This is a genomic window from Mesorhizobium argentiipisi (SeqCode) (genome assembly GCF_037179585.1).
GTDB classification, from domain to species: Bacteria; Pseudomonadota; Alphaproteobacteria; order Rhizobiales; family Rhizobiaceae; genus Mesorhizobium; species Mesorhizobium argentiipisi.
In genome coordinates this window covers 32,944-57,139 of sequence record NZ_JAPYKO010000031.1, presented here as the reverse complement: position 1 = coordinate 57,139, position 24,196 = coordinate 32,944, and the positions used below count along the sequence as shown (strand labels likewise).

General features: G+C 63.4%; 26 protein-coding genes. 10 read left to right on the top strand and 16 right to left on the bottom strand.

Annotation, left to right across the window (positions count from 1 at the left end; translation table 11 throughout):
* Positions 1-71 precede the first annotated feature (71 nt).
* The 3 genes from O7A05_RS28935 to O7A05_RS28925 all read right to left on the bottom strand — a co-directional run bounded on the left by O7A05_RS28935 (position 72) and on the right by O7A05_RS28925 (position 2,007).
* On the bottom strand, positions 72-533 hold the full coding sequence (locus O7A05_RS28935; RefSeq protein WP_337096540.1) for a tetratricopeptide repeat protein: 462 nt from the start codon (positions 531-533) through the stop codon (positions 72-74).
* A gap of 36 nt (positions 534-569) precedes the next feature.
* A complete protein-coding gene (locus O7A05_RS28930) occupies positions 570-1,541 on the bottom strand; it encodes an MBL fold metallo-hydrolase (protein ID WP_337096539.1) in 972 nt (323 codons plus the stop codon).
* A gap of 244 nt (positions 1,542-1,785) precedes the next feature.
* Positions 1,786-2,007 (bottom strand): DUF680 domain-containing protein, encoded by a 222-nt coding sequence (locus O7A05_RS28925; protein WP_337096538.1) that lies wholly within the window; start codon positions 2,005-2,007, stop codon positions 1,786-1,788.
* Positions 2,008-2,344: 337 nt separating this feature from the next.
* On the opposite strand from O7A05_RS28925, the gene O7A05_RS28920 reads away from it, so the two are divergent.
* Complete coding sequence (locus O7A05_RS28920; RefSeq protein WP_337096556.1) at positions 2,345-4,942, top strand: bifunctional diguanylate cyclase/phosphodiesterase; 2,598 nt, start codon at positions 2,345-2,347, stop codon at positions 4,940-4,942.
* A gap of 209 nt (positions 4,943-5,151) precedes the next feature.
* The gene (locus tag O7A05_RS28915; protein ID WP_337096537.1) at positions 5,152-6,147 is read left to right on the top strand and encodes a transporter; all 996 of its coding nucleotides are present in this window, start codon (positions 5,152-5,154) and stop codon (positions 6,145-6,147) included.
* Positions 6,148-6,151: 4 nt separating this feature from the next.
* On the opposite strand, the gene O7A05_RS28910 is transcribed toward O7A05_RS28915, so the two are convergent.
* From O7A05_RS28910 to cysS, 9 genes are all read right to left on the bottom strand, one after another.
* The gene (locus tag O7A05_RS28910) at positions 6,152-6,838 is read right to left on the bottom strand and encodes a glutathione S-transferase (RefSeq protein ID WP_337096536.1); all 687 of its coding nucleotides are present in this window, start codon (positions 6,836-6,838) and stop codon (positions 6,152-6,154) included.
* A 55-nt stretch (positions 6,839-6,893) separates the two neighbouring features.
* Positions 6,894-7,823: an EamA family transporter RarD gene (gene rarD, locus O7A05_RS28905; protein ID WP_337096535.1), complete on the bottom strand. Its 930-nt coding sequence runs from the start codon at positions 7,821-7,823 to the stop codon at positions 6,894-6,896.
* A 304-nt stretch (positions 7,824-8,127) separates the two neighbouring features.
* Positions 8,128-9,744, bottom strand: coding sequence for a citramalate synthase (cimA, locus tag O7A05_RS28900; RefSeq protein ID WP_337096534.1), 1,617 nt, complete (start codon positions 9,742-9,744; stop codon positions 8,128-8,130).
* A 52-nt stretch (positions 9,745-9,796) separates the two neighbouring features.
* Entirely contained in the window at positions 9,797-10,762 is a 966-nt protein-coding gene (pip, locus tag O7A05_RS28895; protein ID WP_337096533.1) for a prolyl aminopeptidase, read from the bottom strand.
* Positions 10,759-11,235, bottom strand: coding sequence for a GFA family protein (locus O7A05_RS28890; RefSeq protein ID WP_224512493.1), 477 nt, complete (start codon positions 11,233-11,235; stop codon positions 10,759-10,761). The genes pip and O7A05_RS28890 overlap by 4 nt, the downstream gene beginning before the upstream one ends.
* Positions 11,232-11,723 carry a GFA family protein gene (locus tag O7A05_RS28885; RefSeq protein ID WP_337096531.1) on the bottom strand — a complete coding sequence of 164 codons (492 nt, stop codon included), beginning with the start codon at positions 11,721-11,723 and terminating at the stop codon, positions 11,232-11,234. Before O7A05_RS28885 ends, O7A05_RS28890 begins: the two co-directional genes overlap by 4 nt.
* A 21-nt stretch (positions 11,724-11,744) precedes the next feature.
* Positions 11,745-12,131, bottom strand: coding sequence for a VOC family protein (locus O7A05_RS28880; RefSeq protein ID WP_337096530.1), 387 nt, complete (start codon positions 12,129-12,131; stop codon positions 11,745-11,747).
* A complete protein-coding gene (locus O7A05_RS28875) occupies positions 12,128-12,526 on the bottom strand; it encodes an endonuclease domain-containing protein (protein WP_337096528.1) in 399 nt (132 codons plus the stop codon). Before O7A05_RS28875 ends, O7A05_RS28880 begins: the two co-directional genes overlap by 4 nt.
* Positions 12,527-12,590: 64 nt before the next feature.
* On the bottom strand, positions 12,591-14,042 hold the full coding sequence (cysS, locus tag O7A05_RS28870) for a cysteine--tRNA ligase (protein ID WP_337096527.1): 1,452 nt from the start codon (positions 14,040-14,042) through the stop codon (positions 12,591-12,593).
* Positions 14,043-14,434: 392 nt separating this feature from the next.
* On the opposite strand from cysS, the gene O7A05_RS28865 reads away from it, so the two are divergent.
* The gene (locus O7A05_RS28865) at positions 14,435-14,590 is read left to right on the top strand and encodes a hypothetical protein (RefSeq protein ID WP_224512488.1); all 156 of its coding nucleotides are present in this window, start codon (positions 14,435-14,437) and stop codon (positions 14,588-14,590) included.
* Between the two features lie 130 nt (positions 14,591-14,720).
* On the opposite strand, the gene O7A05_RS28860 is transcribed toward O7A05_RS28865, so the two are convergent.
* Positions 14,721-15,482, bottom strand: a complete 762-nt coding sequence (locus tag O7A05_RS28860; RefSeq protein WP_337096525.1) for an SOS response-associated peptidase — start codon at positions 15,480-15,482, stop codon at positions 14,721-14,723.
* 117 nt (positions 15,483-15,599) lie between these two features.
* Between O7A05_RS28860 and O7A05_RS28855 the strand changes: the two genes are divergently transcribed.
* The 4 genes from O7A05_RS28855 (at position 15,600) to O7A05_RS28840 (ending at position 17,995) form a co-directional block, all read left to right on the top strand.
* On the top strand, positions 15,600-16,025 hold the full coding sequence (locus O7A05_RS28855; RefSeq protein ID WP_337096524.1) for an NUDIX hydrolase: 426 nt from the start codon (positions 15,600-15,602) through the stop codon (positions 16,023-16,025).
* A gap of 71 nt (positions 16,026-16,096) precedes the next feature.
* Positions 16,097-16,474, top strand: a complete 378-nt coding sequence (locus O7A05_RS28850; RefSeq protein ID WP_337096555.1) for a TIGR02301 family protein — start codon at positions 16,097-16,099, stop codon at positions 16,472-16,474.
* A gap of 345 nt (positions 16,475-16,819) precedes the next feature.
* Positions 16,820-17,077 carry a hypothetical protein gene (locus O7A05_RS28845; protein ID WP_040984202.1) on the top strand — a complete coding sequence of 86 codons (258 nt, stop codon included), beginning with the start codon at positions 16,820-16,822 and terminating at the stop codon, positions 17,075-17,077.
* A gap of 129 nt (positions 17,078-17,206) precedes the next feature.
* The gene (locus O7A05_RS28840) at positions 17,207-17,995 is read left to right on the top strand and encodes a hypothetical protein (RefSeq protein WP_337096518.1); all 789 of its coding nucleotides are present in this window, start codon (positions 17,207-17,209) and stop codon (positions 17,993-17,995) included.
* A gap of 10 nt (positions 17,996-18,005) precedes the next feature.
* Here O7A05_RS28840 and O7A05_RS28835 read toward each other — a convergent pair whose 3' ends face one another.
* The 3 genes from O7A05_RS28835 to O7A05_RS28825 all read right to left on the bottom strand — a co-directional run bounded on the left by O7A05_RS28835 (position 18,006) and on the right by O7A05_RS28825 (position 20,394).
* Entirely contained in the window at positions 18,006-18,719 is a 714-nt protein-coding gene (locus O7A05_RS28835; protein WP_337096516.1) for a nucleotidyl transferase AbiEii/AbiGii toxin family protein, read from the bottom strand.
* A gap of 67 nt (positions 18,720-18,786) precedes the next feature.
* A complete protein-coding gene (locus tag O7A05_RS28830; RefSeq protein WP_112095792.1) occupies positions 18,787-19,011 on the bottom strand; it encodes a hypothetical protein in 225 nt (74 codons plus the stop codon).
* A gap of 51 nt (positions 19,012-19,062) precedes the next feature.
* Positions 19,063-20,394 carry a dihydroorotase gene (locus O7A05_RS28825; RefSeq protein WP_337096513.1) on the bottom strand — a complete coding sequence of 444 codons (1,332 nt, stop codon included), beginning with the start codon at positions 20,392-20,394 and terminating at the stop codon, positions 19,063-19,065.
* 85 nt (positions 20,395-20,479) lie between these two features.
* On the opposite strand from O7A05_RS28825, the gene ygfZ reads away from it, so the two are divergent.
* From ygfZ to O7A05_RS28810, 3 genes are all read left to right on the top strand, one after another.
* Positions 20,480-21,343: a CAF17-like 4Fe-4S cluster assembly/insertion protein YgfZ gene (gene ygfZ, locus O7A05_RS28820; protein ID WP_337096512.1), complete on the top strand. Its 864-nt coding sequence runs from the start codon at positions 20,480-20,482 to the stop codon at positions 21,341-21,343.
* The gene (locus O7A05_RS28815; RefSeq protein WP_224512480.1) at positions 21,343-21,981 is read left to right on the top strand and encodes a YfbR-like 5'-deoxynucleotidase; all 639 of its coding nucleotides are present in this window, start codon (positions 21,343-21,345) and stop codon (positions 21,979-21,981) included. Before ygfZ ends, O7A05_RS28815 begins: the two co-directional genes overlap by 1 nt.
* Before the next feature lie 64 nt (positions 21,982-22,045).
* Positions 22,046-24,187 (top strand): putative bifunctional diguanylate cyclase/phosphodiesterase, encoded by a 2,142-nt coding sequence (locus O7A05_RS28810; RefSeq protein WP_337096510.1) that lies wholly within the window; start codon positions 22,046-22,048, stop codon positions 24,185-24,187.
* Positions 24,188-24,196 lie beyond the last annotated feature (9 nt).

The window sequence follows — 24,196 nt, the reverse complement described above, 5'->3', positions numbered from 1 at the left end:
GGTCAGTGCCAAGCCCCTCTCCGGCCGCTTCGCGGCCAGTTCTCCGCCACCTTGTGGGGAAACAGGCCGAGCTACTTCGTCACCTTGGTGTCGATCGCCTGCTTGAGATCGGAGAGCTCCTCGCAGCCTGCCGGGCAGAGCTTTTGCAGGGAGGCGAGCTGCTCGTTGGCCTTGGCCATGTCGCCGGTCTCAACATAGAGCTCGCCCAGATATTCATGCGCGGCCTTGTGGTCGGGCTGCAGCTCCAGCGCCTTGGTGTAGTAGGTCAGCGAAGTCTGGTAGTCGCCGGTCTTGCGCAGCGTGAAGCCGAGCAGATTGTAGACGTCGGCCTGCTGGGTGTCCTGCGCAAGGTCGCGCAGATCGGCCAGAGCGCCCTTATAGTCCTTGGCCTCGATCTTGGCCTTCACCACCGTCAGGTCCGGCGCGTCGGCGCCTTCGATGTCGTCCACGGCATAGGCCGGAACGGCGATGGCGATCGGGGCCGCGGTCAAGACCGCAATGACGCCAAGCACCGCGAAAAGTGCGTGTCTCATGGGAGTTGTCGCTTTCTCTTCAGGATCCGATTCAAATCAGATCTGGGTTGGGGTGAAGGCATAGGCGTTGCCGTCCTTGACGAAGCTGCCTGTGCCGGGGAACGGGAAGTGCGAGCCGCAGATGCGGATATTGTCGGCGATCACCTGGTCGATGATCTTGTGGCGCGTGGTGATCGCCATCGGCCCGTCCTGGTCGTAGCTGCCCTGCCATTCGGGATGCGGGGCGAGCAGCGCCGGCACGTACATGGTGTCGGCCGAGACGAGGAACTGCTCGGAACCGGCATCGACATGGTAGACGGAATGGCCGGGCGTGTGGCCGGGTGCCGCCATGATGCGGATGCCGGGCACCACTTCCGTGCCGTCGTCGACCAGCTTCCAGTTCTTCCATTTCGGGAAGTTCTCGGCGATGCGCTTGCCCGCCGGCTTGCGGCCCTCGGGCAGCTTGGCGAGGCGGCTCGGATCCGTCCACCAATTGTACTCGGTGGCGTTGACGATCAGCTCGGCATTCGGGAACACCGGATTGTTGGTGCCCTTTTCCATCAGGCCCCAGACATGATCCGGATGGAAATGCGAGATCATGATGGTGTCGATCGCCTTGTAATCGATGCCGGCCGCCTTCATGTTGGCCGGCAGATGCGTGGCGTTGGCCTGCCATTGGCCGACGCCGGAGCCGGCGTCCATCATGATGGTGCGGCCGTTCATCTGAAGCACCACGACGGTGAGCGGGATCGGCATGAACTCGGTGGTCAGCCCCGCCTTGGCGAGCGCGGCCTTGGTGTCGACGACCGACACGTCCTTGATGAAGGCCGGGTCGTGGGGCTTGCGCCAAATGCCGTCATAGACGGCGGTGACCTCAAGCGAGCCGACCTTGTATTTGTAGAAGCCGACCAGCGGCTCGACCGGGGTTTCGGCGTGAGCCGCAGGCGCGAATTCCAGCTTGCCGGCAATGCCGAAGGCGGCCGCAGCGGCGGCGGAACCGAGCACCATGCGGCGTGTCATGTTGAACATCAGAAATCTCCTCTTGTGGCTTGGGCGTTTGCTTCAAGTTTCAGGCGGTATGAGAGAATGGCGGAGGGCCCGGTGCTGCCCTCCGCCGGCTGCGGAAACGTAACCGGCCGATCCGACTGAAGATCGGCCGGCGCCGGGGAGATCGGGACGTCTGGTCCCGAGGCGAGGCGAGGCGTGCGTTCCTTACACGGCATCAGGACCTTTGGTCCCGACTCCTGGGCGAGGACCTCTCGGTCCCACCTGCCTAGCGACCCCAAATGCCCTGGCCGGGCTCTTCCGCAGCGATCCTGGCCGCCGGCTTCATGGCGTGGTGGTCCATGTCGGGCTTCGCGATGGAAGCAGTGGTGGTGGTGTCGGTGGCGACGGCCTGCTGGCCGCCATTCGTCCCGGAGAAGTGGTCGCTGCCGGCGAAGGCGCTGCCGGTGGCAAGGAGGATGGCGACTGCGGCAAAGGCGGTTCTGTTCATATGCGTAGTCCTTCCGGTTGGTTGATGCGTGCCTTGGGAGGATGGCCTCGCTACAGCCAAGACCCGGAAGGCCCCGGCTTTATTCCCGGGACGCGGAAGAATTTTTTGGAGGCAACGGAAGATCGCGATTTTTGCGGGATGAACGGCCCAGTTAGCCGGCATTAATCATGGCTTGAGTTTGTTGGCTCAAGGCAAGCCTCCAGGCTGCGAATGGCGCAACTTGAGGCGGGTACGGAAGTTCTAATTTAAGCACTTTCCTTTAACTCCGATCGATGGAGCGTCGTCCAGAAAAGCTATTCGGGTTGAATTGACCGCGACAAATTTCAACATCGGCCGTATCAGGCAGGCCGTTTTCTCTTCCGCCAACGTGCCGGCGGCGATTGCTTTCGTCGTGCTCTTGATCTGCGCGATCTTCGTCGACCAGCAGAACAAAAGGGTTTCCGATCAACTCACGCGCGCGGACGTCCTCTACAAGGTCAACATCATCCGCGCCAAGCTGGAAGGAAACATCAACGGCAATCTCCAGCTGGTTCAGGGCCTCGTCTCGGCCATCGTCACCGAGCCCTATATGGGGCAGCAGAGATTTGCCTCCCTCGCTGCCAATCTCTTCAAGCAGAAATCGCAGTTGCGCAACATTGGCGGCGCGCCCGATCTCGTCATTTCGCTGATGTATCCGATGGAGGGCAACGAGAAGGCGATCGGGCTCGACTACCGCAAGAACGAGGCGCAACGCTTGGCGGCGCTTAGGGCGCGCGACCAGCGCATATCGGTGCTTGCCGGTCCGGTCGACCTCAGGCAGGGCGGGCGCGCCTTCATCGGCCGGATCCCTGTCTTCGTGCCGACAGCGGGGGGCGGCGATCGCTTCTGGGGCCTTGTCTCGGCGGCTATCGACATCGATCGGCTCTACGCCGCAAGCGGCCTCACCGACCCCGATCTCGACATAGACGTGGCGCTTGTCGGAAAGGATGCGCTTGGTGGTGGCGGCCAGCGCTTCTTCGGTGGCGCCGACATCGTCAACAACAATCCGGTGACGGCAGAAGTGCAGCTGCCATTCGGGTCCTGGCAGATATCGGCAATTCCCAAGGGCGGTTGGCCGACCGTGCCGAAGAACGAGCGGGTCTTGCAAGCGCTCATGGCGCTCGCCGCTGTGCTGGTGGTGCTGCCCATCCTCGTGGCCGGACGGCTGTTCGGAGAAAGACAGAAAAACTATGCCGAATTGAGGCGCCTGTCCGGGAGACTGGAACTGGCTCTAGAGGCTTCGGGCATCGGCGTGTGGGAGCAAGACCTCATCACCGACGAGCTGCTGTGGGACGATCGCGTCAATGAGATCTACAGCAAGCCCGCCGACGGGAAGCCGCGCGGCTATGATGACTGGGCACTGGCGATCCACCCCGAGGATATCGCGCGGGCACAGCGCGAGTTCGACCTTGCCGTGGCTGCAAAAGGTCCCTACTCGTCGCAGTATCGACTGCTTCGCCCAGACGGCACCGTCCGCCATGTGCGCGCGCGCGCAAGCTACTTCCAGGACAGCGACGGCACGCCGAAAATGGTCGGGGCCGAATGGGACGTGACCAGCGACGTTCTGCTCAACGAGAATCTGGTGCGTGAACGGCAATTGTCGGAATCGAAGAATGCCGAACTCAAGACCGCCAAGGCGCGAATCGAGCATGTGGCGCTGCACGATTCGCTAACAGGCCTGCCCAATCGCCGTTACCTCGACGAGATGCTGGCCAATTCGCCCGAGGATCGCACAGCGCTGCTGCATCTCGACCTCGACCGCTTCAAGCACATCAACGACACGCTCGGCCATGCGGCGGGCGACGCCATGCTCATGCATGCCTCGAAGGTCATCAAAGCCAACGTCCGGGCAGGCGACTTCGTGGCGCGCATCGGCGGAGACGAGTTCGTTGTGGTGTGCCAGGGGCGTAATGACAATGAACTCGCCGCGCTAGCGGACCGTATCATCGAAGAAATGCGCCAGCCCGTCGACTATAAAGGCCACCAATGCCGGTTTGGGGTCAGCATCGGCATTGCGGCGCTTAGCGGAGTCGATGCGAAGCAGTTGCTGGTCTACGCCGACCTCGCGCTCTATCGAGCCAAGAGCCGCGGTCGCAACCGTTATGAGTTCTTCAACGAAGAGCTGCAGAGCGAGATCGTCAGGACCAAGCAGACCGCGGACGAGATCCTCGGCGGGCTGGAGCGCAACGAATTCATCGCCTACTACCAACCGCAGTTCGATGCCAAGACGCTCGAGATCGTCGGCGTCGAGGCGCTGTCGCGCTGGCGCCATCCACGGCGCGGCATCCTCGCCCCCGATATCTTCCTCAAAGTGGCCGAGGAATTGAATGTGGTCTCGCTGATCGACCGCACGATCCTCGAACAAACGCTCGAGAATTTCCAGCGCTGGTCGCGCGACGGCCTCAACATCCCGCGCTTTTCCGTCAACGTCTCAGCACGAAGGCTGGAGGACAAAGACCTGATCAACGGCCTGCGCATGCTGGCGATCAAGGAGGGAACCGTTTCATTCGAGCTCGTGGAATCCATTTTCCTGGACGAAAATGACGAGCTTGTCGCCTGGAACATCGAGCACATCAAAGAGCTCGGGATCGACATCGAGATCGACGATTTCGGCACGGGCCATGCATCCGTCGTCAGCCTGCTCAAGCTGCAACCGCGCCGTCTCAAGATCGACCGGCAGCTCGTCACGCCGATAACGGGCTCGGCGGCGCAGCGGCGGCTGGTGTCGTCAATCATCGAGATCGGCAAATCGCTCGGCATCGGGGTCGTGGCGGAAGGCGTCGAGACGATGGAACATGCGCGCATCCTGAAAGAGCTTGGCTGCGACATCCTGCAAGGCTACGCATTCGGGCGCCCGATGGATGCAAAATCCTTCAGGACCTTCGCGATGTCGCGCAAATGGCTGGCTACGGCATAGGCGGACGAAGTGAGCTTCCGTTGACCGCACCGCTACCGGCTGCGCAACCCGTTCGGCAAACGAGCAAATGATAGGACAGCCCTGTCGAGAGTGACGCAGCTGCAGTCATAAGTCACCAAACTGTCACACCAGGCGGCAACCGCCATGGTAGGTTTGCCGTGGCCGCCCTCCGCGACCCCTGACCGCACCCAAGAGCCGGCGCAGCCGCCATGAACATCGCCCTCCCCGCCGAAGGCACCGATCTCTCGCCCTATTTGCCGGACGAGCACGGGTTGTTCTTCATCTACCATTTCAAGGCCGACGGTAGCCGCACCAAGGATCCGGCCGAGGCGCACTGGAGCTGGCGCAGCTACCAGATCAACGACATGCGCGCCCGCCAGGAGATCGGCGCCGAGCAGGCCTTGCCGGCGGCGGTGCGCGATGCTTTCCTGTCGCCCAGCCATGGCTGCCAGATCGATTTCGAGGACGACTTCCTCTATGGCGACCTGCCCGACCTCAGGCACGATTTCGCCGAGGCGCGCGGGCTCACGCATTTCCGTTTCGCTTTCAACGACAGGGTGCTGGTCGGCGCCCGCAAGCAGCCGCTGGAATCGGTCGACAAGGTCCGCAAGCTGGTCGAGAGCGGCACGCGAAAATTCCGCACGCCGGCCGAGCTGATCGAGGCGGTGATGGGCCAGTCGCTCGACGGCATGGCGGCCGAACTCGACAAGATGGGCGACACGCTCGACGGCATCGAGGACCGCATCGTGTGCGATGCATGGCACAATGAGCGCCAGGCGCTGGTCGACGCGCGCCGGCAACTGGTGCTGATCCACCGGCAGATGGCGACGCTCACCAGCCTCTTCCGCCATCTCGATCATTCGCATCGCAACGAACTGCCCGACCCGATCAACGACATGGCGACCCGGCTTTCGCACCGGGCTCACACTCTGCATCACGACGGCGAGCAGTTGCAGGCGCGCACACGCCTGTTGCAGGACGAGCTGATGGCCAAGCTGACCGAGCAGTCGAACCAGCTGCTCTATATCCTCTCCGTCATGACGGCGGTGCTGTTGCCGATGACCATCATCTCCGGCCTGTTCGGCATGAATGTCGGCGGGCTGCCGCTGGTCGGCACGCCGCTGGGATTCTGGGTGGTGACGGCGATCTCGGTCGTCATCGCCGGCATCATCTATATGATCGTGCGGCGGCTGGGGCGCGTGTAGCGCTTCAGGCGGTTGCCCGCAAATCCTCGACGATCGCGCCGGCGGCCTGGACTTCGGCTTCGTGGCCGGGTTCGCGCCACCTCTCGGCAAGTCCGGCCGCGTACCATTCACGCATGGCCGGCAGGTCGAGCAGCCGCCGCGGATATTTGGCCGCTTCGCCTTCGAAAGTCAGGCCATAGGACTGCGCCCTGAACGCGATGGGAGCAAAGAAGGCATCGACGGCACCAAAACGGTCGCCGGCCAGGAACGGCCCGCCGAAACGCGCAAGGCCGTCGTTCCACAAATCTCCCATGCGGAAGATGTCGTGCTTCAGCGCGCCGAACACGGGCGAAAGCTCGACGCGCACGCCGCAGCTCATCGGGCAGTCATTGCGCATCGCGGTGAAGCTCGAATGCATCTCGGCGGCGGCCGAGCGCGCCCAGGCGCGCGCCTTCGCCTCCGCCGGCCAGACGCCCTGGTGGCGTTCGGCAAGGTATTCCACGATCGAGAGCGAATCCCAGACCGCCCAGCCGTCATCGACCAGGCAGGGCACCCGGCCATTAGGCGAGAATTGTCGGTAGACGTCGAAACTCGATCCGGTCGGGAACGGCGTCAGCCGCTCCTCGAAGGGAATGTCGAGGACGCGCATCAGCAGCCATGGCCGCAGCGACCAGGACGAATAGTTCTTGTTGCCGATATGCAGAACGTACATCTGACGCCCCTTCCCGCGGTCAACGCAATTTCAGACGGAGAACCATTGCGCTTGCCTATCTTGTTGCGGGCGCCGGCGGGCGGACCTCGCGGCCCCTGAACATCGACCACGAATACATCGCCAGCGCCGTCCAGATCAGTGCGAAGGCGATGGCCTGCGTGGTGCCGAACGGTTCATCGAAGATCAGCACGGCGATCAGGAACACCATGGTCGGCGCGATATATTGCATGATGCCGATGGTGGAGAGGCGCAGCAGCCTGGCGCCGAAGGCAAACAGCAGCAACGGCACCGCGGTGACCGGACCGCAGCCGATCAGCAATGCTGTGTCGGAACCGGTGCTGGAGATGAAATGATCCTGGCCGGTGGTGATCAGGTAGACGATGTAGCAAAGCGCCGGCACCGACAGCAAAAGCACCTCGAGCAGAAAACCCTGGCTCGGGCCGATCGGCAGCGTCTTGCGGAAGAAGCCGTAGGCGGCAAAGGAGAAGGCGAGCGCCAGCGATACCCAGGGCAATTTTCCGGCCTCGACTGTGAGCACGGTCACCGCGATCATGGCGAGCGCCACCGCGGCGATCTGCAGCCTGTCGAGCCGCTCGCCGAGCAGCACAGCACCGACGACGACGCTGACCAGCGGGTTGATGTAATAGCCGAGCGCGGTCTCGACAGTGCGGTCGACCGCGATCGCCCAGACATAGATGCCCCAGTTGATCGAGATCAGCACCGCCGTCAGCGCCGCCATGGCAAGGCTTTTCGGCGAGCGGATCGCCGCCTTGAAGTCGGCGGTGCGGCCGGCCCAGATGAGCACCGCCGCGGCGATCGGCACCGACCAGACGACGCGGTTGGCGATCACCTCGGCAAGCGGCAGATGCGCCACCGCCTTCATGTAGAAGGGCAAGAGCCCCCAGAGGAAATAGGCGCCGAGCGCCAAGAGAAAGCCGCGCCGGGCCTTGGCATCCTGATCGAGATCGGCTGTAGCGGTGACCATGGCCTAACGCTATGGCCCAGAGGGCCGGCCAAGACCATCACAAAATTATGATGGATCAACGGACTTTTTGTGATGGTTCGCAGTTCCTCGCCCCACGGAGTGGGGAGAGGTGGCCCGGCGAAGCCGGGACGGAGAGGGGTCGGCGCGGCGGCTGACAATCACCGCTTCGGGATAAGTATTCTGGTGACCAGCCTCGCGCCCTCTCTTGCATCCACCCTGGCTTCGCGGGGGCGTCCCCCTCTCCGTCCCGGCTTCGCCGGGCCACCTCTCCCCCACTTTGTGGGGGCGAGGAAAGGGCGGCGACCTACTCCGCGGCCACCAGTCCCGCCATGTCGCGGTTCTTCATCAGCTTGTAGACGATCGAATCCATCAGCGCCTGGAAGGACGCGTCGATGATGTTTTCCGAGACCCCGACCGTCCACCAGCGGGCTCCAGTGGAATCATGCGATTCGATCAGAACGCGAGTGATGGCCTCGGTGCCGCCGTTGAGGATGCGCACCTTGAAGTCGGCGAGCTCGAGGTCGACGATCTCGCTCTGGTACTTGCCGAGATCCTTGCGTAACGCGATGTCGAGCGCATTGACCGGGCCGTGGCCTTCGGCCACCGACATCTTCTCCTCGCCGTCGACCTCCACCTTCACGATTGCCTCGGAGACGGTCTTCAGATTGCCGTTGGCGTCGAAGCGGCGCTCGACCATGCAGCGGAAGGACGTGACATTGAAGAATTCCGGCAGGCCGTGCAGCATCTTGCGGGCAAGCAGCTCGAACGAGGCGTCGGCGCCCTCATAGGCATAGCCTTCCGCCTCGCGCTCCTTGACGACGGCGATCAGGGAGTCGAGCCGATGATCGTCTTTCGGCACATCGATGCCGCGCCGCTTCAGCTCGGCGAGGAAATTGGCCTTGCCGCCCTGGTCGGAGACCATGACGCGGCGGCGGTTGCCGACGGCTTCCGGCGGCACATGCTCATAGGTCGCCGGCTCCTTGGCCAAAGCGGAGGCATGGATGCCGGCCTTGGTGGCGAAGGCGGAGGAGCCGACATAGGGCGCCTGGGCTTCCGGCGCGCGGTTGAGCAATTCGTCGAAGGCGCGGGAGAGCCTGGAGATTCCGGTCAGCGCCTCGGTCGAAATGCCGGTTTCGAAACGATCGGCGAAGGCGGGCTTCAGCGAAAGCGTCGGGATGATGGAGATGAGATTGGCGTTGCCGCAGCGTTCGCCGATGCCGTTCAGCGTGCCCTGGATCTGGCGCACGCCGGCTTCGACGGCGGCGAGTGAATTCGCCACCGCCTGGCCGGTATCGTCATGGGCATGGATGCCGAGATGATCGCCCGGGATGCCGTGCGCGATCACCTTGCCGACGATTTCGCGCACTTCCGAAGGCTGCGTGCCGCCATTGGTGTCGCACAGCACCACCCAGCGCGCGCCGGCGTCATAGGCTGTTTTGGCGCAGGCCAGCGCGTAATCAGGATTGGCCTTGAAGCCGTCGAAGAAATGCTCGCAGTCGACCATGGCCTCCTTGGCCGAAGCGACCGCCGCCTCGACCGAGGTCTTGATCGATTCCAGATTCTCCTCGTTGGTGCAGCCGAGCGCAACGCGCACATGATAGTCCCAACTCTTGGCGACGAAGCAGATGGCGTCGGACTTCGACTGCACCAACGCCGCCAACCCCGGGTCGTTGGAAGCCGAGACACCTGCCCGCTTGGTCATGCCGAAGGCGACGAATTTCGCGCTCTCCGTCCGCTTCTTCTGAAAGAAGGTCGTGTCGGTCGGGTTGGCGCCCGGATAGCCGCCCTCGACATAGTCGATGCCGAAGTCGTCGAGCAGCTTGGCGATCGCGATCTTGTCCTCGACGGAAAAGTCGATGCCCGGTGTCTGCTGGCCATCGCGGAGGGTCGTGTCGAAGAGATAGAGGCGTTGCTTTGTCATGGCTGTAGCTCGAAAGGCTGCGATCCCTCACCGTGGAGAGCGACGTGCATCACTATTTCCCCGCGAACCGATCCGTCGCCCGGATCAGCCGGTCCAGAATCCCGGGCTCCGAATAGGCGTGACCGGCCCCCTCGATGAGGTGGAAATCGGCCTTCGGCCAGGCCTTGTGCAGCGCCCAGGCATATTTCGCCGGGCAGGGCATGTCGTAGCGACCGTGGACGATGGTGCCGGGGATGTCCTTCAGCTTCCAGGCGTCGCGCAAAAGCTGCCCCTCCTCCAGCCAGCCGGCATGGACGAAATAGTGGTTCTCGATGCGGGCGAAGGCGATCGCATAGTCGTCCTGGGCGAACGGGTCGCTGGTCTCGGGCTCAGGAAGCAGCGTGATCGTCTCGCCTTCCCAGATGCTCCAGGCGCGGGCGGCCTGAATTTGAGCCTTGCGGTCGGAGCCGACCAGCCGCTTGCGATAGGCGGCCATCATGTCGCCGTGCTCGGCCTCGGGGATCGGCGCCAGGAAGCGCTCCCATTTGTCGGGAAACATCTCGGAGACGCCGAACTGATAATACCATTCGAGCTCGGCGCGGGTCAGCGTGTAGATGCCGCGCAAAACGAGCTCGCTGACGCGCTCCGGATGCGTCTCGGCATAAGCGAGCGCCAGCGTCGAACCCCAGGAACCGCCGAACACCAACCATTTGTCGAAGCCCGCCATCTCGCGCAGGCGCTCGATATCGGCGACGAGATGCCAGGTGGTGTTGGCCTCGAGCGAGGCGTTGGGCATTGACTTGCCGCAGCCGCGCTGGTCGAACAGGATGACGTCGTAAAGTTTCGGGTCGAACAGGCGCCGGTGCTTCGGCGAGATCGTTCCGCCCGGGCCCCCATGCAGGAACACGGCGGGCTTGCCGCCCTTGCTGCCGCAGCGCTCCCAATAGACGGTGTGACCGTCGCCGACATCGAGCATGCCGGACTCGAACGGCTCGATCTCAGGATAGAGCGTGCGCAAGGTACTGCCATGGATCGTCATAGTTTCAAGCCGTGCTGCGGCCAGTTGGCCGTCTCGTGGTCGGGATGCTGGAAGGAGATGATCTGCTCCTGCCGCCGATAGAAATCGGGGTCGTCAAGGATCGGAGCCTCGAAGATCTTTTCCACCCAGGGCAATCGAACCGCATAATTCACCTGGATCTGCGGCGCGAGGTCGGAGCGGTCGTCGAAAGCGCCGATGGCGATCTCCAGCGAGCCGGGCTGGCGGTAGGTCAGCGGCGTGCCGCAGCGAGCGCAGAAGCCGCGGTCGATGTTGACCGAGGACTGGAAATAGCTCGGCTCCTCATGGGTCCACTCGACGCCGTCCTTCGGCACCGTCACCAGCGCGCCGAAGAAATTGCCGAACTGTTTCTGGCACATGCGGCAATGGCAGATGGACGGGCGCCCAAGCTTGCCGTGCACGCGGAAGCGCACGGCGCCGCACTGGCATCCGCCGGTTCGAACTTGGTCGGTCATGGTCTTTCCTCCGGCGGCCATTGCTCGGTGTCGTGATCGGGATGCTGATAGGAGACGAGCTCGGCGAGGTAAGGCGCGGACGTGACATCGCCCATCGTCTCCTCGGACGGCAGTTTGGGGATGCCGTCGACATAAGGAAGTTTTGCTTCGACCCCCCACTGGATGGCGGGCGCGATGCCGGTCGGGTCGTCGAAGGCGGCGATCGCAAGCGCGATGCCGTCAGGTGCCTCGAAGGTCAGCGGCGTGCCGCATTCGGCGCAGAAGCCGCGCCAGGCGGCATTGGACGAGCGGAAGCGTTTCGGCTCGCCGCGCGTCCAGTCAAGCGTGGCGCCGCGCACCGACACCAGCGGCAGATAGAAATTGCCGCTCGCCTTCTGGCACATGCGGCAATGGCAGACCGAGGCGTCCCCCAGCGCGCCTTCGACGCGGAAGCGCACGGCGCCGCACTGGCAGCCGCCTGTATAGACCGGCCGGTTGTCGAGGCTCATCGCTCACTCCTGGTCAAGGGTTTACTCCGGGTCATGGCATACCGCTTCGACATTGTTGCCGTCGGGATCGAAGACGAAGGCGCCGTAATAGTTGGGGTGATAGTGCGGCCGCAGACCCGGTCCGCCATTGTCCTTGCCCCCGGCGGCAAGCGCCGCCGCATGGAAGGCATCGACCTCGGCGCGGCTGCGCGCGGTGAAGGCGACGTGCTGGGTGGATCTCGGCTTGTCCGTGCTGTCGCTCAGCCAGAACACCGGCCGGTCGCGACCATAGCCGCCAACTTTGGCGCCGCCGGTATATTGCTCAGGCACCATATAGAGCAGCGAAGCCCCCAGCGGCGCCATCGCCTCGTCGTAGAAGGACTTGGATTTCTCGAAGTCGGTTACATTGATGCCGAGATGATCGATCACGGGACGAGCTCCTCCGTTTGTGGCGCGGGCGTATCGGCCAGGCCGGCCACGATGACGATGTACTGGCAGACATTGTCGATATCGCGGATCACGTCGTCGTTCCAGAAACGCAGGGTGGTCCAGCCGCTGGCGGCTAGATAGGCACTTCTTGCCTCGTCATATCGTGAGTGTTCCGCATCGGCATGCGGGCTGCCTTCTACATCGACTATGAGTCGATGCGCTGAACATGCGAAGTCAACAATGTAAGGTCCGATCGGCACCTGCCGTCGAAAGCTCATGCCCATCAAGCGATGCGCGCGCAACTCGTTCCAGAGCTTCAGCTCGGCATCGGTCATTGCGCGCCGCATCGACTTGGCGTTCTTGCGCTGACCAAGGGGAACGCGGTCGTGGCCCATGTTCAGACCGCCTTCCGCTGGAGATTAGCGAAACCGGACGCGCCGGCCAATCGCCAAGGAATTCTCATCGCTTGATCTCCCAGGTCGTCACGCGTTCGCCCGTGGCGGGGTCCTTGCCGTCCTTCAGCTGTACGCCCTGCGCCAGCAGCTCGTTGCGGATTCGATCACCCTCGGCCCAGTTCTTGGCAGCGATAAACTCCAGACGATGGGCGATCGCCTTGGCGACCGCCGCCTCGTCCACCTTGGCCGCGCCGGTATCGAAGCCGAGAAAGGCCAGCGCTGCCTTTAGGGAGGCGGCTGCGCCATTCCCGACGTCGCCGCCGGCATCGACCGCCTCGCCGGCGAGCTGCGTCAGCCGCTGGAAGGCAGTGTAGGTGGCGAGATCGTCCGACAGCGCTTCCACCACCTCGGCCGGCAATTCTTTTGCCGCCACAGGCGCGAGGTCGGCGGCGCGCTTCCATTTGCGCAGCGTGTTTTCGGCTTCTTCCAGCTTGCGCACGGAGAAGTCGATCGGCTCGCGGTAATGCGTCATCAGCATCGCCAGCCTGAGCACCTCGCCCGGCCAGGCGCGGCCGCCGAAAGTCTCGGTCTCCAGCAGCTCGTGGATCGAGAAGAAGTTGCCGAGGCTCTTCGACATCTTCTGGCCCTCCACCTGCAGAAAGCCGTTGTGCATCCACACATTGGCCATGACCTTGGTGCCGTGGGCGCAGCGCGACTGGGCGATCTCGTTCTCGTGGTGCGGAAAGATCAGGTCCAGCCCGCCGCCATGGATATCGAAAACCTCGCCAAGATAGGCCGCCGACATGGCCGAGCATTCGATGTGCCAGCCGGGCCGACCCCTGCCCCACGGGCTTTCCCAGCCGGGCTCTTCGGGCGAAGACAATTTCCACAGGACGAAATCGCCGGGATTCTTCTTGTGCGCGTCGACCGCGATGCGCGCTCCCGCCTGCTGCTCGTCGAGATTGCGCTTCGAGAGCTCGCCATAGTCCGGCATCGAGGCGGTGTCGAACAGCACCTCGCCGCCGGCGACATAGGCGTGACCGCGCTCGATCAGTTGCGCAATCAGCGACAGCATGTCGGCCTTGCCGTCGGCGCGGGGTGCCACGAACTCCGTGGCCCGCGGCTCGAAGGTCGGCTCAAGGCAGCCAAGCGCAGCGACATCCTTGTGATATTGGTCGGCGGTCTTTTCGGTGACCTTGCGGATGGCATCGTTGAGCGAGAGCTTACCGGCCGCGATGTCGCCGCCGAAGTCGCGGAGCGCCCTGGCATTTATCTTGTCGTCGACATCCGTGATGTTGCGCACATACGTGACATGGGTTTCGCCGTAGAGATGGCGCAACAGACGGAAGAGCACGTCGAAGACGATCGCCGGGCGCGCATTGCCGATATGGGCAAAGTCGTAGACGGTCGGGCCGCAGACATACATGCGCACATTTTGCGGATCGATCGGGACGAAAGGTCCCTTGGTCCGCGTTAGCGTGTTGTAGAGGCTGAGGCCCTTCGATGCGTCAGACATGCGGTCCCGGTCCTTAATTTGGGTTCACTGGAACCAGCTCTGCGCCGTTGGCGCAAATCAGGCTCCAGCCTGCTGGCCGGGGCGTTTTTTCCGATCTGGGGAAAGATGAGGCGAAAACGTCCGGACCAGCGCGAGGCTAGCCAATAATGCAAATGCCACAAATGGCGAAAGACGTTTTCATGGGCGGCTTTATCGCGCCCGCGGGTGTTGCCGTCAAGTCGCTCCGCTCAGGAAAGATGTCGTTGGATCACAGGTAAAGACAGGGCGAAACATTTTATTAAACATGTCGGCACAGTAATGAAACATTCGCCGGCTAGACCCGCCAAGTGTCACGATTTGGTCCGAATCGGCCGCCAACGCTGAACACGAAGCCGTTACCAGGGAAGAGAACAATGCCTCGCAACAAGCAGGAACAGAACCGACAAGCGCAGCCGGCTCTCGCCAGCCACTACCGCGCGATCGGCCCGGCGGCGATCGTCGCGGCCCTTCTCCACACCGCGAAGAAGAAGAAGCCCGCGCAGAAGATCGTTTCGCCGCGCGCCGCTTGAAAAGGCACAATCCGCACGGTGCCCAACGACGGGACGCCGGCGACGAGGGCGCCAAAGAGCGCCTTGGAGATGAAGGCCTTAAAGCAGCCTTTCGAGGCTAGCAGCCTTCGCTAGAATCAAGCAGCTTTCGCTAAAATAAAGTCATCTGGTTTTCGTCCGCGCCGGGTTTCTGGCGCCTGGGCTTTTCGGCCTGTGGCGAAACGATGCCGTGCTGCTGGATCTCCGGCCCGGTGTTGGCGACCTTGTTGACCTGGTCGGAAACCGGAATCGCCTCGAAGAAATCGGGCTCGGCGGGCTTCAACAGGTCGAGCACCTCGCGCGGCTCCTGCGTGCGGCAATCGAGCCAGCGGGCGAAGTCGCGTTCCTCGATGACCACGGGCATGCGATCATGGATATGGGCGATGCCGGCGTTGGCCTCGGTCGTGATGATCGCGCCGGTGTCCATCTCCGAGCCGCCTGATTCGGCATAGGTCTCAATCAGCCCGGCGAAGGCAATCACCCCACCTCGCTTCGGCCGGATCCAGTAGGGCTGGCCCTTGGCCGAGCCCGACTGCTGCCATTCGTAAAAGCCGGAGGCCGGCACCAAAGCGCGGCGGTGGCGCATCGCGGTCTTGAACGAGGCTTTTTGCAGCACACCTTCGGAGCGGGCGTTGATGAGCAGCGGAAACGCCTTGGTGTCCTCGACCCAGGCCGGGATCAGGCCCCAGCGCACCAGCATCGCCTGACGGTCCGGCAGGTTCGAACCAGGTTCCCGCTGCGGACCGGCAAGCGCCATCAGCACCGGCTGTGTCGGCGCGATGTTGTAGCGCGCCGGAAATTCCTCCAGCTCGGCCAGGCCAAGGAAGGCGGCGGTCTGGTCCGGCGTAGCGCTCAAGGCAAAGCGTCCGCACATGGATCTGGGCTCGTCAGTTGATGCGCCATGAAAGTGGCGATGGAACCGCCGGGCCGCAACGGCTAAAGCTGGATTCGTCCAATCGGTCCACAAAAGGCTGCAGAAAGATCGCCACGCATGGAACAGCGCAAGATCATACCGGCCGTTTCCGTTGCGGTCGTGCGCGACGGCACCGTGCTTCTGGTCAAGCGCGGGCGGGCGCCGTCGCAAGGGCTCTACGCCTATCCCGGCGGCAAGGTCGAGCCGGGCGAAACGCTGGCCGAGGCCGCAGCGCGCGAATTGCTGGAAGAGACCGGGCTCGAGGCGACAGGCTATCGCCCACTGCGCGACATCCATATCGACGGCAGCGGCGAGAATCACGCCGTTGACTACCTGCTGACCGTGTTCGGCGCTGCCTATTCCGGCGGCGAGCCCGTTGCCAGCGACGATGCCGAGACCGCTGCGTTCTACACGCTGGCGCAAATGGCAGGGATGCCCCTTGCCGGCGATGTGTTCTCGGTCGCCGAGGAGTTGCTCGGTACCGCGCAAGGCGCCAGGCGGTGAGCATCCAGAATGGCCTTGCAGGCGACAAAATGTTTCGCCACAAAGCCCTGCCCTTTCATCGCAAGGCTTTGATGACCCGCGCTTCCGCTTTTCTCGCCGCGTGCCTCGCTGTCAGCGTCGCTGTAGCGGCACCCCCGGCGCGCGCCGCCGAGGCGCCTTTCGAGCCCGGGCTGATGCGGCTGGCCGAAGTGCTCGGATCGCTGCATTTCCTGCGCAATCTCTGTGGCGAAAAAGGCGACCAGTGGCGGGTCGAGATGGAAAAGCTGCTCGAGTCGGAAAATCCCGATCCCGACCGGCGCGCCCGTTTCATCGCCTCGTTCAATCGGGGCTACCGCTCCTTCAGCGGCACCTACACGCGATGCACGCCTTCGGCGACCGAGGCCATCGCGCGCTACATGAAGGAAGGCGAGACGCTGTCGCGCGACATCGCCTCCCGCTACGGGAATTGAACCCGGCTCGTCCGGCGGCAACGTTTTACGCGGATTTCGGCGGCAACCGGCGCCAGTATGGCGTGTGTTATTGTGTCCTGTCCCGCTCTGGTGCAATCTGTGTTGCACTTACGCAACAGCGTTAATGAAACGTTAGTGGACAAATCCGGAATTAACTCAAACTGAAGGTTTTGATGCCGCAAGCTGGGCTAATCGGCTAAGCTCAATATCAATTGAAAGCAGCCTTGTTCGAGACGTAGATCGCGACCGTAAAAATGTCGTATTTACAGATACTTATTCTAGGCTGCCGATAAAGGTCAAGCTCGATCCTCCTCGGATCGCCGCTTGCGAAGGGTGGACATCGCAATGGAACATGGTGTCAGCGACATCGACGCGTTGGTCAGGGAAGAAAAGCGCCTGACCGCCGTGGAGAGCCACAGCGAAGCCTGGGCCGAGGGCCTGTCGGCTGGCATCGAACCGGAAATCATCGCCGAAGCGGCGCTGGAGACGGCATTCGGCGAGATGTTGCGCGCCAATGGCGAGACCTCGGCGCTGGCGCTGCTTGACCGCATGCGCGAGAAAGTGATCGCCGGGGCGTTCGAGCCGGAACGGCTTAAGCATTAGTCCCCTTTTTGATAGCGACTTTTTGAGCGTGACTTTTGACGGGGACGCGCCGTTCTGGGCATCATGCCCGTGCGCTGGACATTCAAAGCGCCGGCCGGGACCGAACCGGAAACCACGGAGAGGCAAGCGGTGAGATTTTCGATCTCAGGCCGGCCACACGGGCTGGCCCTCAGCATCCTGATCGCCGCTTCCTGCCTAGCGCTGTTGTTGTGCCTCGGCAGCACCCCTTCCTATGCGCTGAGCGAGATCCAGCGCGAGGACCTGCCTTCGCCGGTGACCCCGCCCGCCAATGGCGACAGCGCCGCGCCCGGCACCACCGTGCCGATGCCGGAGGCGCCCGGCACCAAACCCTTGGACGGCCAGCCGGCCGACGACACCGACAAGTCAGAGCCGGAAAGGCCGCCCGCCAATGGTGGCATCACCAGCCCGCGCGTTGATCCGGACGCGCCGCCGCCCGCGGTCGTCTACGACCTCAATACGCTACCCGAGCCGGTCAAGCGCATGCATGGGCTGATCATCGAGGCCTGTAAAAGCGGCGACATCGAGAAGCTGAGGCCGCTGATCGGCAAAGGCGATTCCATGACGCAACTATCGCTCGGCGACATCGACGGCGACCCAGTCACCTTCCTCAAGGGCCTCTCGGGCGACGGCGACGGCCAGGAGATCCTCGCCATTCTGGAAGAGGTGCTTTCGGCCGGCTATGTGCATGTCGACACCGGCACGCCGCAGGAACTCTATGTCTGGCCGTATTTCTTCGCGCTGCCGCTCGACAAGCTCGATCCCAGGCAGCGCGTCGAATTGTTCAAGCTGGTCACGGCCAGCGACTATGACGACATGAAGCAGTTCGGCGCCTACATCTTCTACCGCGTCGGCATTGCGCCGACGGGACAGTGGCTGTTCTTCGTGGCAGGGGATTGAGGCGGGAAACTTATCTCTTCCCGGCCTCCGGCCAGATGCGAGCCGCTTCCTCTCGCAAGGCCGAAATGGCGTCGGCACCCACCGCAGGGTCCATTTGCAAGACCTCGGCTGCGTCGCGCAGTTCACCTTTGTCCCGGAGCTTACCCACCACCCAGGCCACTTTGCGTTCGATGTCGGGTCCATAAGCAGTTTGCGCCTTGTCGAGGGCTTCGGTTGGGATTTGCCCATACGCTTTAACCAGCATCCCGAGATCGAAGGCATCTCGATATGCGACGGCACGATCCTGGCATCGATCGGCATTCGCCAGCAGCTTCTCGGCAAACATGTCTGCAGGAACAAGGGCCGGTATCCCCAGATCGTCGTCAAAATGACCACGCAAATCGATGCGGCCCTCCCGGACGACTTCGAACCGGATCGGTTGATCCGTCAGGCGAACCAGCGTCCTCAGGCCATATTGGTCGATCTGAAAGTCCCGAACAGCTTCGACGGGCTCCGGAAAAAAGGCTCGAACGCCGAATTCCGATGCTCGTGTCCGCAGCTCGCGGTAGCCGCCGGCGTCGGCGCAAAGAAAATCCAGATCCAGTGACCGGCGATACTCGCCCAGCTTCATAACAATGGCTGTGCCGCCGCCAAACCAGCATTGGTTGGCGGTCAGAAAGTCTCGATCCATCAGCCCGATGGCTTTGGCAATGACCCTATGTTCCGGTTTTTCGAACGCCTTCATGATTTCTACCCGCAATATTCCTGTCGGGCGCGGTGATCGCGCGTATCGAGGACAACAAGATGGGTTATCACGATGTGGTCAGAAGGATGCCGTGGCCGAATTCGTCGGCCAATTTCATGATAAGCAGCTTCTCACGCGCCGTAAGGCGCTTTTGGTCGACAAAGCGCCAGTTGCGTTCGTAAAGCGCAAAGGCCTCTTTAGCGGGGATAGGACGCGCGACATCGCGGTTCCAGGCGAGCGCCTGGAGCTCAGGAAACTCCGCAGGAATGATCGGCGCAATATTCGCGGTCATAGTGCATTCAAGATAATGCAGAGCGCTTAACAAATCCAATTCTTGGCAGGGCTAGGCCGGCAGCGCCTCGGAAAACTCCACCGCCCTGCCCTGACCGGGCGTGACGATCTCGCCCTCCCACATGACGCGCGTACCGCGCACTATGGTGCCGATCGGCCAGCCGGTGACCTCTTTGCCGTCATAGGGCGTCCAGCCGGCCCTGGAGCCTGCCTGTGCGTTGGTGATGGTCTCGCGCCGCTTCAGATCGACGATCGTGAAATCGGCATCGTAGCCGGCGGCGATGCGGCCTTTCCTGGCCATGCCGAAAATGCGCTGCGGACCATGGCTGGAAAGGTCGACGAAGCGCTGCAAAGTGAGCCGGCCGGCATTGACGTGGTCCAGCATGATCGGCACCAGGGTCTGCACCCCTGTCATGCCCGACGGCGAAGCCGGATAGGTCTTTGCCTTCTCGGCCAGCGTGTGCGGCGCGTGGTCGGAGCCAAGAACATCGACGATGCCTTCTGAAATGCCATGCCAGACGCCGTCGCGGTGGCGGGCGGCGCGCACCGGCGGGTTCATCTGGATCAGCGTGCCCAGTCTGGCGTAGTCGTCAGCCGTCAGCGTCAGGTGATGCGGCGTCGCCTCGCAGGTCGCGACATCCTTGTGCTGTTCGAGGAAGACGATCTCCTCGGCCGTCGAGATGTGCAGCACATGGATGCGCGCGCGTGTCTGCCTGGCGATGCGCACCAGCCGCTCCGTGCAGCGCAGCGCGGCAATTTCGTCGCGCCAGACGGGATGCGACGACGGATCTCCCTCGACGCGCTCGCCGAGCCGTTCGCGCAGGCGGAACTCGTCCTCGGAATGAAAGGCGGAGCGGCGGCGGGTGTTGCGCAGGATCGAAGCGACGCCTTCGTCGTCCTCGACCAGAAGATCGCCGGTGGACGAGCCCATGAACACTTTTATGCCGGCCGCTCCCGGCAGCCGTTCCAGTTCGCCGACATCACGAGCATTGTCGCGCGTGCCGCCGACCCAGAAAGCGAAGTCGCAATGCATGCGGTTCGTGGCGCGCCGCACCTTGTCGGCCAGCGCGGCCTCGCTGGTGGTGAGCGGATTGGTGTTCGGCATTTCGAAGACGGCGGTGACGCCGCCCAGCGCCGCGGCGCGGGAGCCGCTCTCCAGGTCCTCCTTGTGCTCCAGTCCTGGCTCGCGGAAATGCACCTGACTGTCGACGACGCCCGGCAGGATGTGCAGGCCCGTGCAGTCGACGGTTTCGCCGGCCGAAGCCTGGCCGAGATTGCCGATCCGCGCGATGCGGCCGGCCTTCACACCGATGTCGCGCCGGCCCTCGCCGTCATGGTTGACCACCGTGCCGCCTGTCAGGATGAGGTCGAAGGTGGTCGCCATGGACAGGTCCAGTCTCTTGCGGGTGGAGTGTGGCCGGCTTACGTAATGGCCGACCATTTTGCAAGATCAGGCCGACTTTACGCTCATGCCCTTTGCCCGCCTCAAAGACCGCGCGCTCGTTTCCGTGTCAGGCCCCGATGCCGAGCATTTCCTGCAGAACATCCTCACCACCGATCTCGATACGCTGAAGCCCGGCGAGGCAAAGCCCGGCGCGCTGCTTTCACCGCAGGGCAAGATCCTGTTCGATTTTCTGATCTCGCGCACCGGCGACAGCGGCTTCCAACTGGAAAGCCGGGCCGACATCGCCGACGATTTCGTGCGCCGGCTGATGCTTTACCGGCTACGGGCGAAGGCCGATATTGCCAAGCAGGATCAGGTGCTTGTGACGGTCGCATGGGGTGATGATTCAACCGCCTCAGTTTCTGATTCAACAGCGCTCGCCGATGTACGCTTTCACGATGTCGCGGTCAGGCGCACGTATGGAGGCGAGGCAAGGGACAGCGGCGATCCTGGCGCCTGGCTGGCGCTGCGCATCGGCCATGGCATTGCGGAGAGCGGTTCCGACTACCAGCTCGGCGACGCCTTCCCGCATGACGTGCTGCTCGACGAAACCGGCGGTGTCGGCTTCAAGAAGGGCTGCTATATCGGCCAGGAAGTGGTTTCGCGCATGCAGCATCGCGGCACCGCGCGGCGCCGCGTGCTGATCGCGTCGGCCGATCGCCCGCTGCCCGTTTCGGGTACCGAGCTCACCGTCGCCGGTCGGCCGGTAGGCACGCTCGGGTCTGTTGGCGGCCAAACCGGTCTTGCGATTGCCCGCATCGACCGCGTCAAGGCGGCGGTCGATGCCGGTGACGCGATCATGGCGGGCGACATCCCTGTGACACTTGCCATCCCCATCTGGGCGAAATTCACCTTCCCTGAAGGTGCGGTCAGCGCGGAGGAGGCCTGATGGCGGCCGACCGGGCCGGGGCGCCGCCGCGCGCCTGGCAACGCATGCTGTCCGGCCGGCGGCTCGACCTGCTCGATCCCTCGCCGCTGGACATCGAGATCGCTGACATCGCGCACGGCCTTGCCCGCGTCGCCCGCTGGAACGGCCAGACCAGCGGCGACCATGCCTTTTCCGTCGCGCAGCATTCGCTGCTGGTCGAAGCGCTTTACGGCGAACTGGCGCCCGAGGCCACTGCCGAGGCGCGGCTCGCCGCGCTGCTGCACGATGCGCCGGAATATGTTATCGGCGACATGATCTCGCCGTTCAAATCGGTGATGGGCGGCTCCTACAAGGACTGCGAGTTGCGCCTGCAGCGCGCCATCCATCTGCGTTTCTCGCTGCCGGCGGAGCTTAACGCGGCTTTGCGCAAGGACATCAAGCGCGCCGACCAGATCGCCGCCTATTACGAGGCCACGCTGCTGGCCGGCTTCTCGACGGCGGAGGCGACCGAGTATTTCGGCCGGCCGCGCGGCTTCTCCGCCGACCGCTTCGACTTCACGCCAAAATCCGTGACCTGGGCGCAAACAGCTTTTCTGAAGCGTTTCAAGACGCTGGAAACCAGGCGCCAGTCTTCGCTCGCGGTGAATTCCACCCCTTAAAGAACGCTAAATTAACCGGCGAGCAGGACAGTATTGCGTTCGGTCACGGTCCGAAGGCGTGCTCATGCCTGGCGCACATGTCAAGACTGGTTCGGTCGCCGGCAAGCGAAGAGCGGCCAGTATTGGCCCGGCACGGCGGATCGCGGAAGAACTTCGCGCCCAGAACGAGCGCTTCGCGGCGGCTGTCGAGAACATGTCGCATGGGCTGTGCATGTTCGACGCAGACGAGCGGATGATCATCTGCAACCGCAACTACATCGACATCTTCCGCCTGGACGCCAAAGTGGTGAAGCCCGGCATTCGTTTCTTCGATATCCTGCAGCACAGCGCCGACATCGGCATCGCCGGGCAGAGCGCCGACGAGCTTTACGCCATCCGCAAGCCTTACATCGACGGCGCCAAGCCTTCGACCTACGAGGAAATTCTGTCGGACGGGCGCATCATCGTCATTTCGCACCGGCCGATCGCCGTCGGCGGCTGGGTGTCGATCTACGAGGATGTAACGGAGCAGCGACGGGCCGAGCAGGAGCTGAAGGAGCAGCACCGCCGTTTCGACGCCGCGCTCGCCAACATGTCGCAAGGCCTGCTGATGTACGACGCCAACGGCAGGATGATCGTGCGCAACAAACGTTTTCTGGAGCTGTTTAACATCACTGCAGCGGATTTCCCGCTCGGGACCACCCATGGCGATGCGCTCGAGCGACTGCTGGAACTTGGCATCTACACCGAGCTTGACGTCGACAGCGAGGTCGCCAAGGCGGAGGCCAGCCTGAAGGCGACAAAAATGCATTCGACGTATCGCCAGCTTACCGACGGCAGGACGGTCCTGGTCGTGCGCCAGACGATGCGAGGCGGCGGCTGGGTGGCGACGTTCGAGGATGTCACCGAGCGCCGGCGCGCCGAAGAGCGCATGACGCATCTTGCGCATCACGACACGCTGACCAACCTGCCCAACCGCTCGATGTTTCGCGAAAAGCTGGATCTGGCGCTCGGCAAGGCCAAGGCCAAGCCGCTGGCGATCCTCTCGCTCGACCTCGACCGCTTCAAGGCCGTCAACGACACATTCGGCCACCCGACCGGAGACTGGCTGCTGAAATGCGTCGCCAAGCGGCTGCAGCATGCCGTGCGCGGCAGCAAGGACGTGGTGGCGCGCTTCGGCGGCGACGAGTTCGCCATCATCCAGTCGGGCATCAAGAGCGCCGCCGACGCCGAAAAGCTCGCCAAGCGCATCGTCGAGATCGTCGGCAAGCCCTATCGCGACAAGGGGCGCGAAATGCATGTGGGCGTGAGCCTCGGCATCGCGCTCTATCCCGGCGACGGACACGATGCCGACACGCTGCTCACCAACGCCGACATGGCGCTCTACCGGGGCAAGAGCGAAGGGCGCAACGTCTATCGCTTCTTCGAGCCGGGCATGGATGCGCTGATGCGGGAGCGTCGGGCGCTCGAGGCCGATCTCGAAGCAGCGCTCTCCAAGCGCGAATTCGAGCTGGATTTCCAGCCGATCCTCGATATCGGCTCCGGCAGAATCGTCGGCGCGGAAGCCCTGATGCGCTGGCGTTCGCCGTCGCGCGGCCTGGTATCGCCGGAAAACTTCATCGCCGCCGCCGAGGAGACCGGATTGATCGTGCAACTCGGCGACTGGGCGCTGCGCAAAGCGTGCAACGTCGCCGCCAATTGGCCGCGGGACATGCGCATGGCCGTCAATGTCTCGGCGGCGCAGATCAAGAGCGGCGGCTTCGCCCGCAGCGTGATCTCGGCGCTCGCCTTTTCCGGCCTGCCGGCCGACCGCCTAGAGCTCGAAATCACCGAAACGGTGATGATGGACGAAAGCGACGCGGTGCTGAAGACGCTGAGCCAGTTGCGCGGCCTCGGCGTGCGCATCGCGCTCGACGATTTCGGCACCGGCTATTCCTCGCTCGGCTATCTGCGGCGATTCCCCGTCGACAAGATCAAGATCGACCGCTCCTTCATCCGCGACCTCGACAAGCGCGACACGGCGGCGATCGTGCGCACGGTGATCGGGCTCGGCGCCGAGCTCGGCATCGTCGTCACCGCCGAAGGGGTCGAGACCGAAGCGCAACTCGACATGCTTCGCAAAGCCGGTTGCGGCGAAGCGCAAGGTTTTCTGATCGGCGTGCCGGCCAAGGCGCCCGACATTGGCAGGCTGCTGCGCTCGCAGGCGCTGCTGCGCCAGTCAGGCTGATATCCGCTG

Bases quoted from the DNA above. Each gene is read 5' to 3' on its own strand.
- O7A05_RS28935 (WP_337096540.1), bottom strand. From the start codon at position 533: ATGAGACACGCACTTTTCGCGGTGCTTGGCGTCATTGCGGTCTTGACC.
- O7A05_RS28930 (WP_337096539.1), bottom strand. From the start codon at position 1,541: ATGTTCAACATGACACGCCGCATGGTGCTCGGTTCCGCCGCCGCTGCG.
- O7A05_RS28925 (WP_337096538.1), bottom strand. From the start codon at position 2,007: ATGAACAGAACCGCCTTTGCCGCAGTCGCCATCCTCCTTGCCACCGGC.
- O7A05_RS28915 (WP_337096537.1), top strand. From the start codon at position 5,152: ATGAACATCGCCCTCCCCGCCGAAGGCACCGATCTCTCGCCCTATTTG.
- O7A05_RS28910 (WP_337096536.1), bottom strand. From the start codon at position 6,838: ATGTACGTTCTGCATATCGGCAACAAGAACTATTCGTCCTGGTCGCTG.
- rarD (WP_337096535.1), bottom strand. From the start codon at position 7,823: ATGGTCACCGCTACAGCCGATCTCGATCAGGATGCCAAGGCCCGGCGC.
- cimA (WP_337096534.1), bottom strand. From the start codon at position 9,744: ATGACAAAGCAACGCCTCTATCTCTTCGACACGACCCTCCGCGATGGC.
- pip (WP_337096533.1), bottom strand. From the start codon at position 10,762: ATGACGATCCATGGCAGTACCTTGCGCACGCTCTATCCTGAGATCGAG.
- O7A05_RS28890 (WP_224512493.1), bottom strand. From the start codon at position 11,235: ATGACCGACCAAGTTCGAACCGGCGGATGCCAGTGCGGCGCCGTGCGC.
- O7A05_RS28885 (WP_337096531.1), bottom strand. From the start codon at position 11,723: ATGAGCCTCGACAACCGGCCGGTCTATACAGGCGGCTGCCAGTGCGGC.
- O7A05_RS28875 (WP_337096528.1), bottom strand. From the start codon at position 12,526: ATGGGCCACGACCGCGTTCCCCTTGGTCAGCGCAAGAACGCCAAGTCG.
- cysS (WP_337096527.1), bottom strand. From the start codon at position 14,042: ATGTCTGACGCATCGAAGGGCCTCAGCCTCTACAACACGCTAACGCGG.
- O7A05_RS28865 (WP_224512488.1), top strand. From the start codon at position 14,435: ATGCCTCGCAACAAGCAGGAACAGAACCGACAAGCGCAGCCGGCTCTC.
- O7A05_RS28860 (WP_337096525.1), bottom strand. From the start codon at position 15,482: ATGTGCGGACGCTTTGCCTTGAGCGCTACGCCGGACCAGACCGCCGCC.
- O7A05_RS28855 (WP_337096524.1), top strand. From the start codon at position 15,600: ATGGAACAGCGCAAGATCATACCGGCCGTTTCCGTTGCGGTCGTGCGC.
- O7A05_RS28850 (WP_337096555.1), top strand. From the start codon at position 16,097: ATGACCCGCGCTTCCGCTTTTCTCGCCGCGTGCCTCGCTGTCAGCGTC.
- O7A05_RS28845 (WP_040984202.1), top strand. From the start codon at position 16,820: ATGGAACATGGTGTCAGCGACATCGACGCGTTGGTCAGGGAAGAAAAG.
- O7A05_RS28835 (WP_337096516.1), bottom strand. From the start codon at position 18,719: ATGAAGGCGTTCGAAAAACCGGAACATAGGGTCATTGCCAAAGCCATC.
- O7A05_RS28830 (WP_112095792.1), bottom strand. From the start codon at position 19,011: ATGACCGCGAATATTGCGCCGATCATTCCTGCGGAGTTTCCTGAGCTC.
- O7A05_RS28825 (WP_337096513.1), bottom strand. From the start codon at position 20,394: ATGGCGACCACCTTCGACCTCATCCTGACAGGCGGCACGGTGGTCAAC.
- ygfZ (WP_337096512.1), top strand. From the start codon at position 20,480: ATGCCCTTTGCCCGCCTCAAAGACCGCGCGCTCGTTTCCGTGTCAGGC.
- O7A05_RS28815 (WP_224512480.1), top strand. From the start codon at position 21,343: ATGGCGGCCGACCGGGCCGGGGCGCCGCCGCGCGCCTGGCAACGCATG.
- O7A05_RS28810 (WP_337096510.1), top strand. From the start codon at position 22,046: ATGCCTGGCGCACATGTCAAGACTGGTTCGGTCGCCGGCAAGCGAAGA.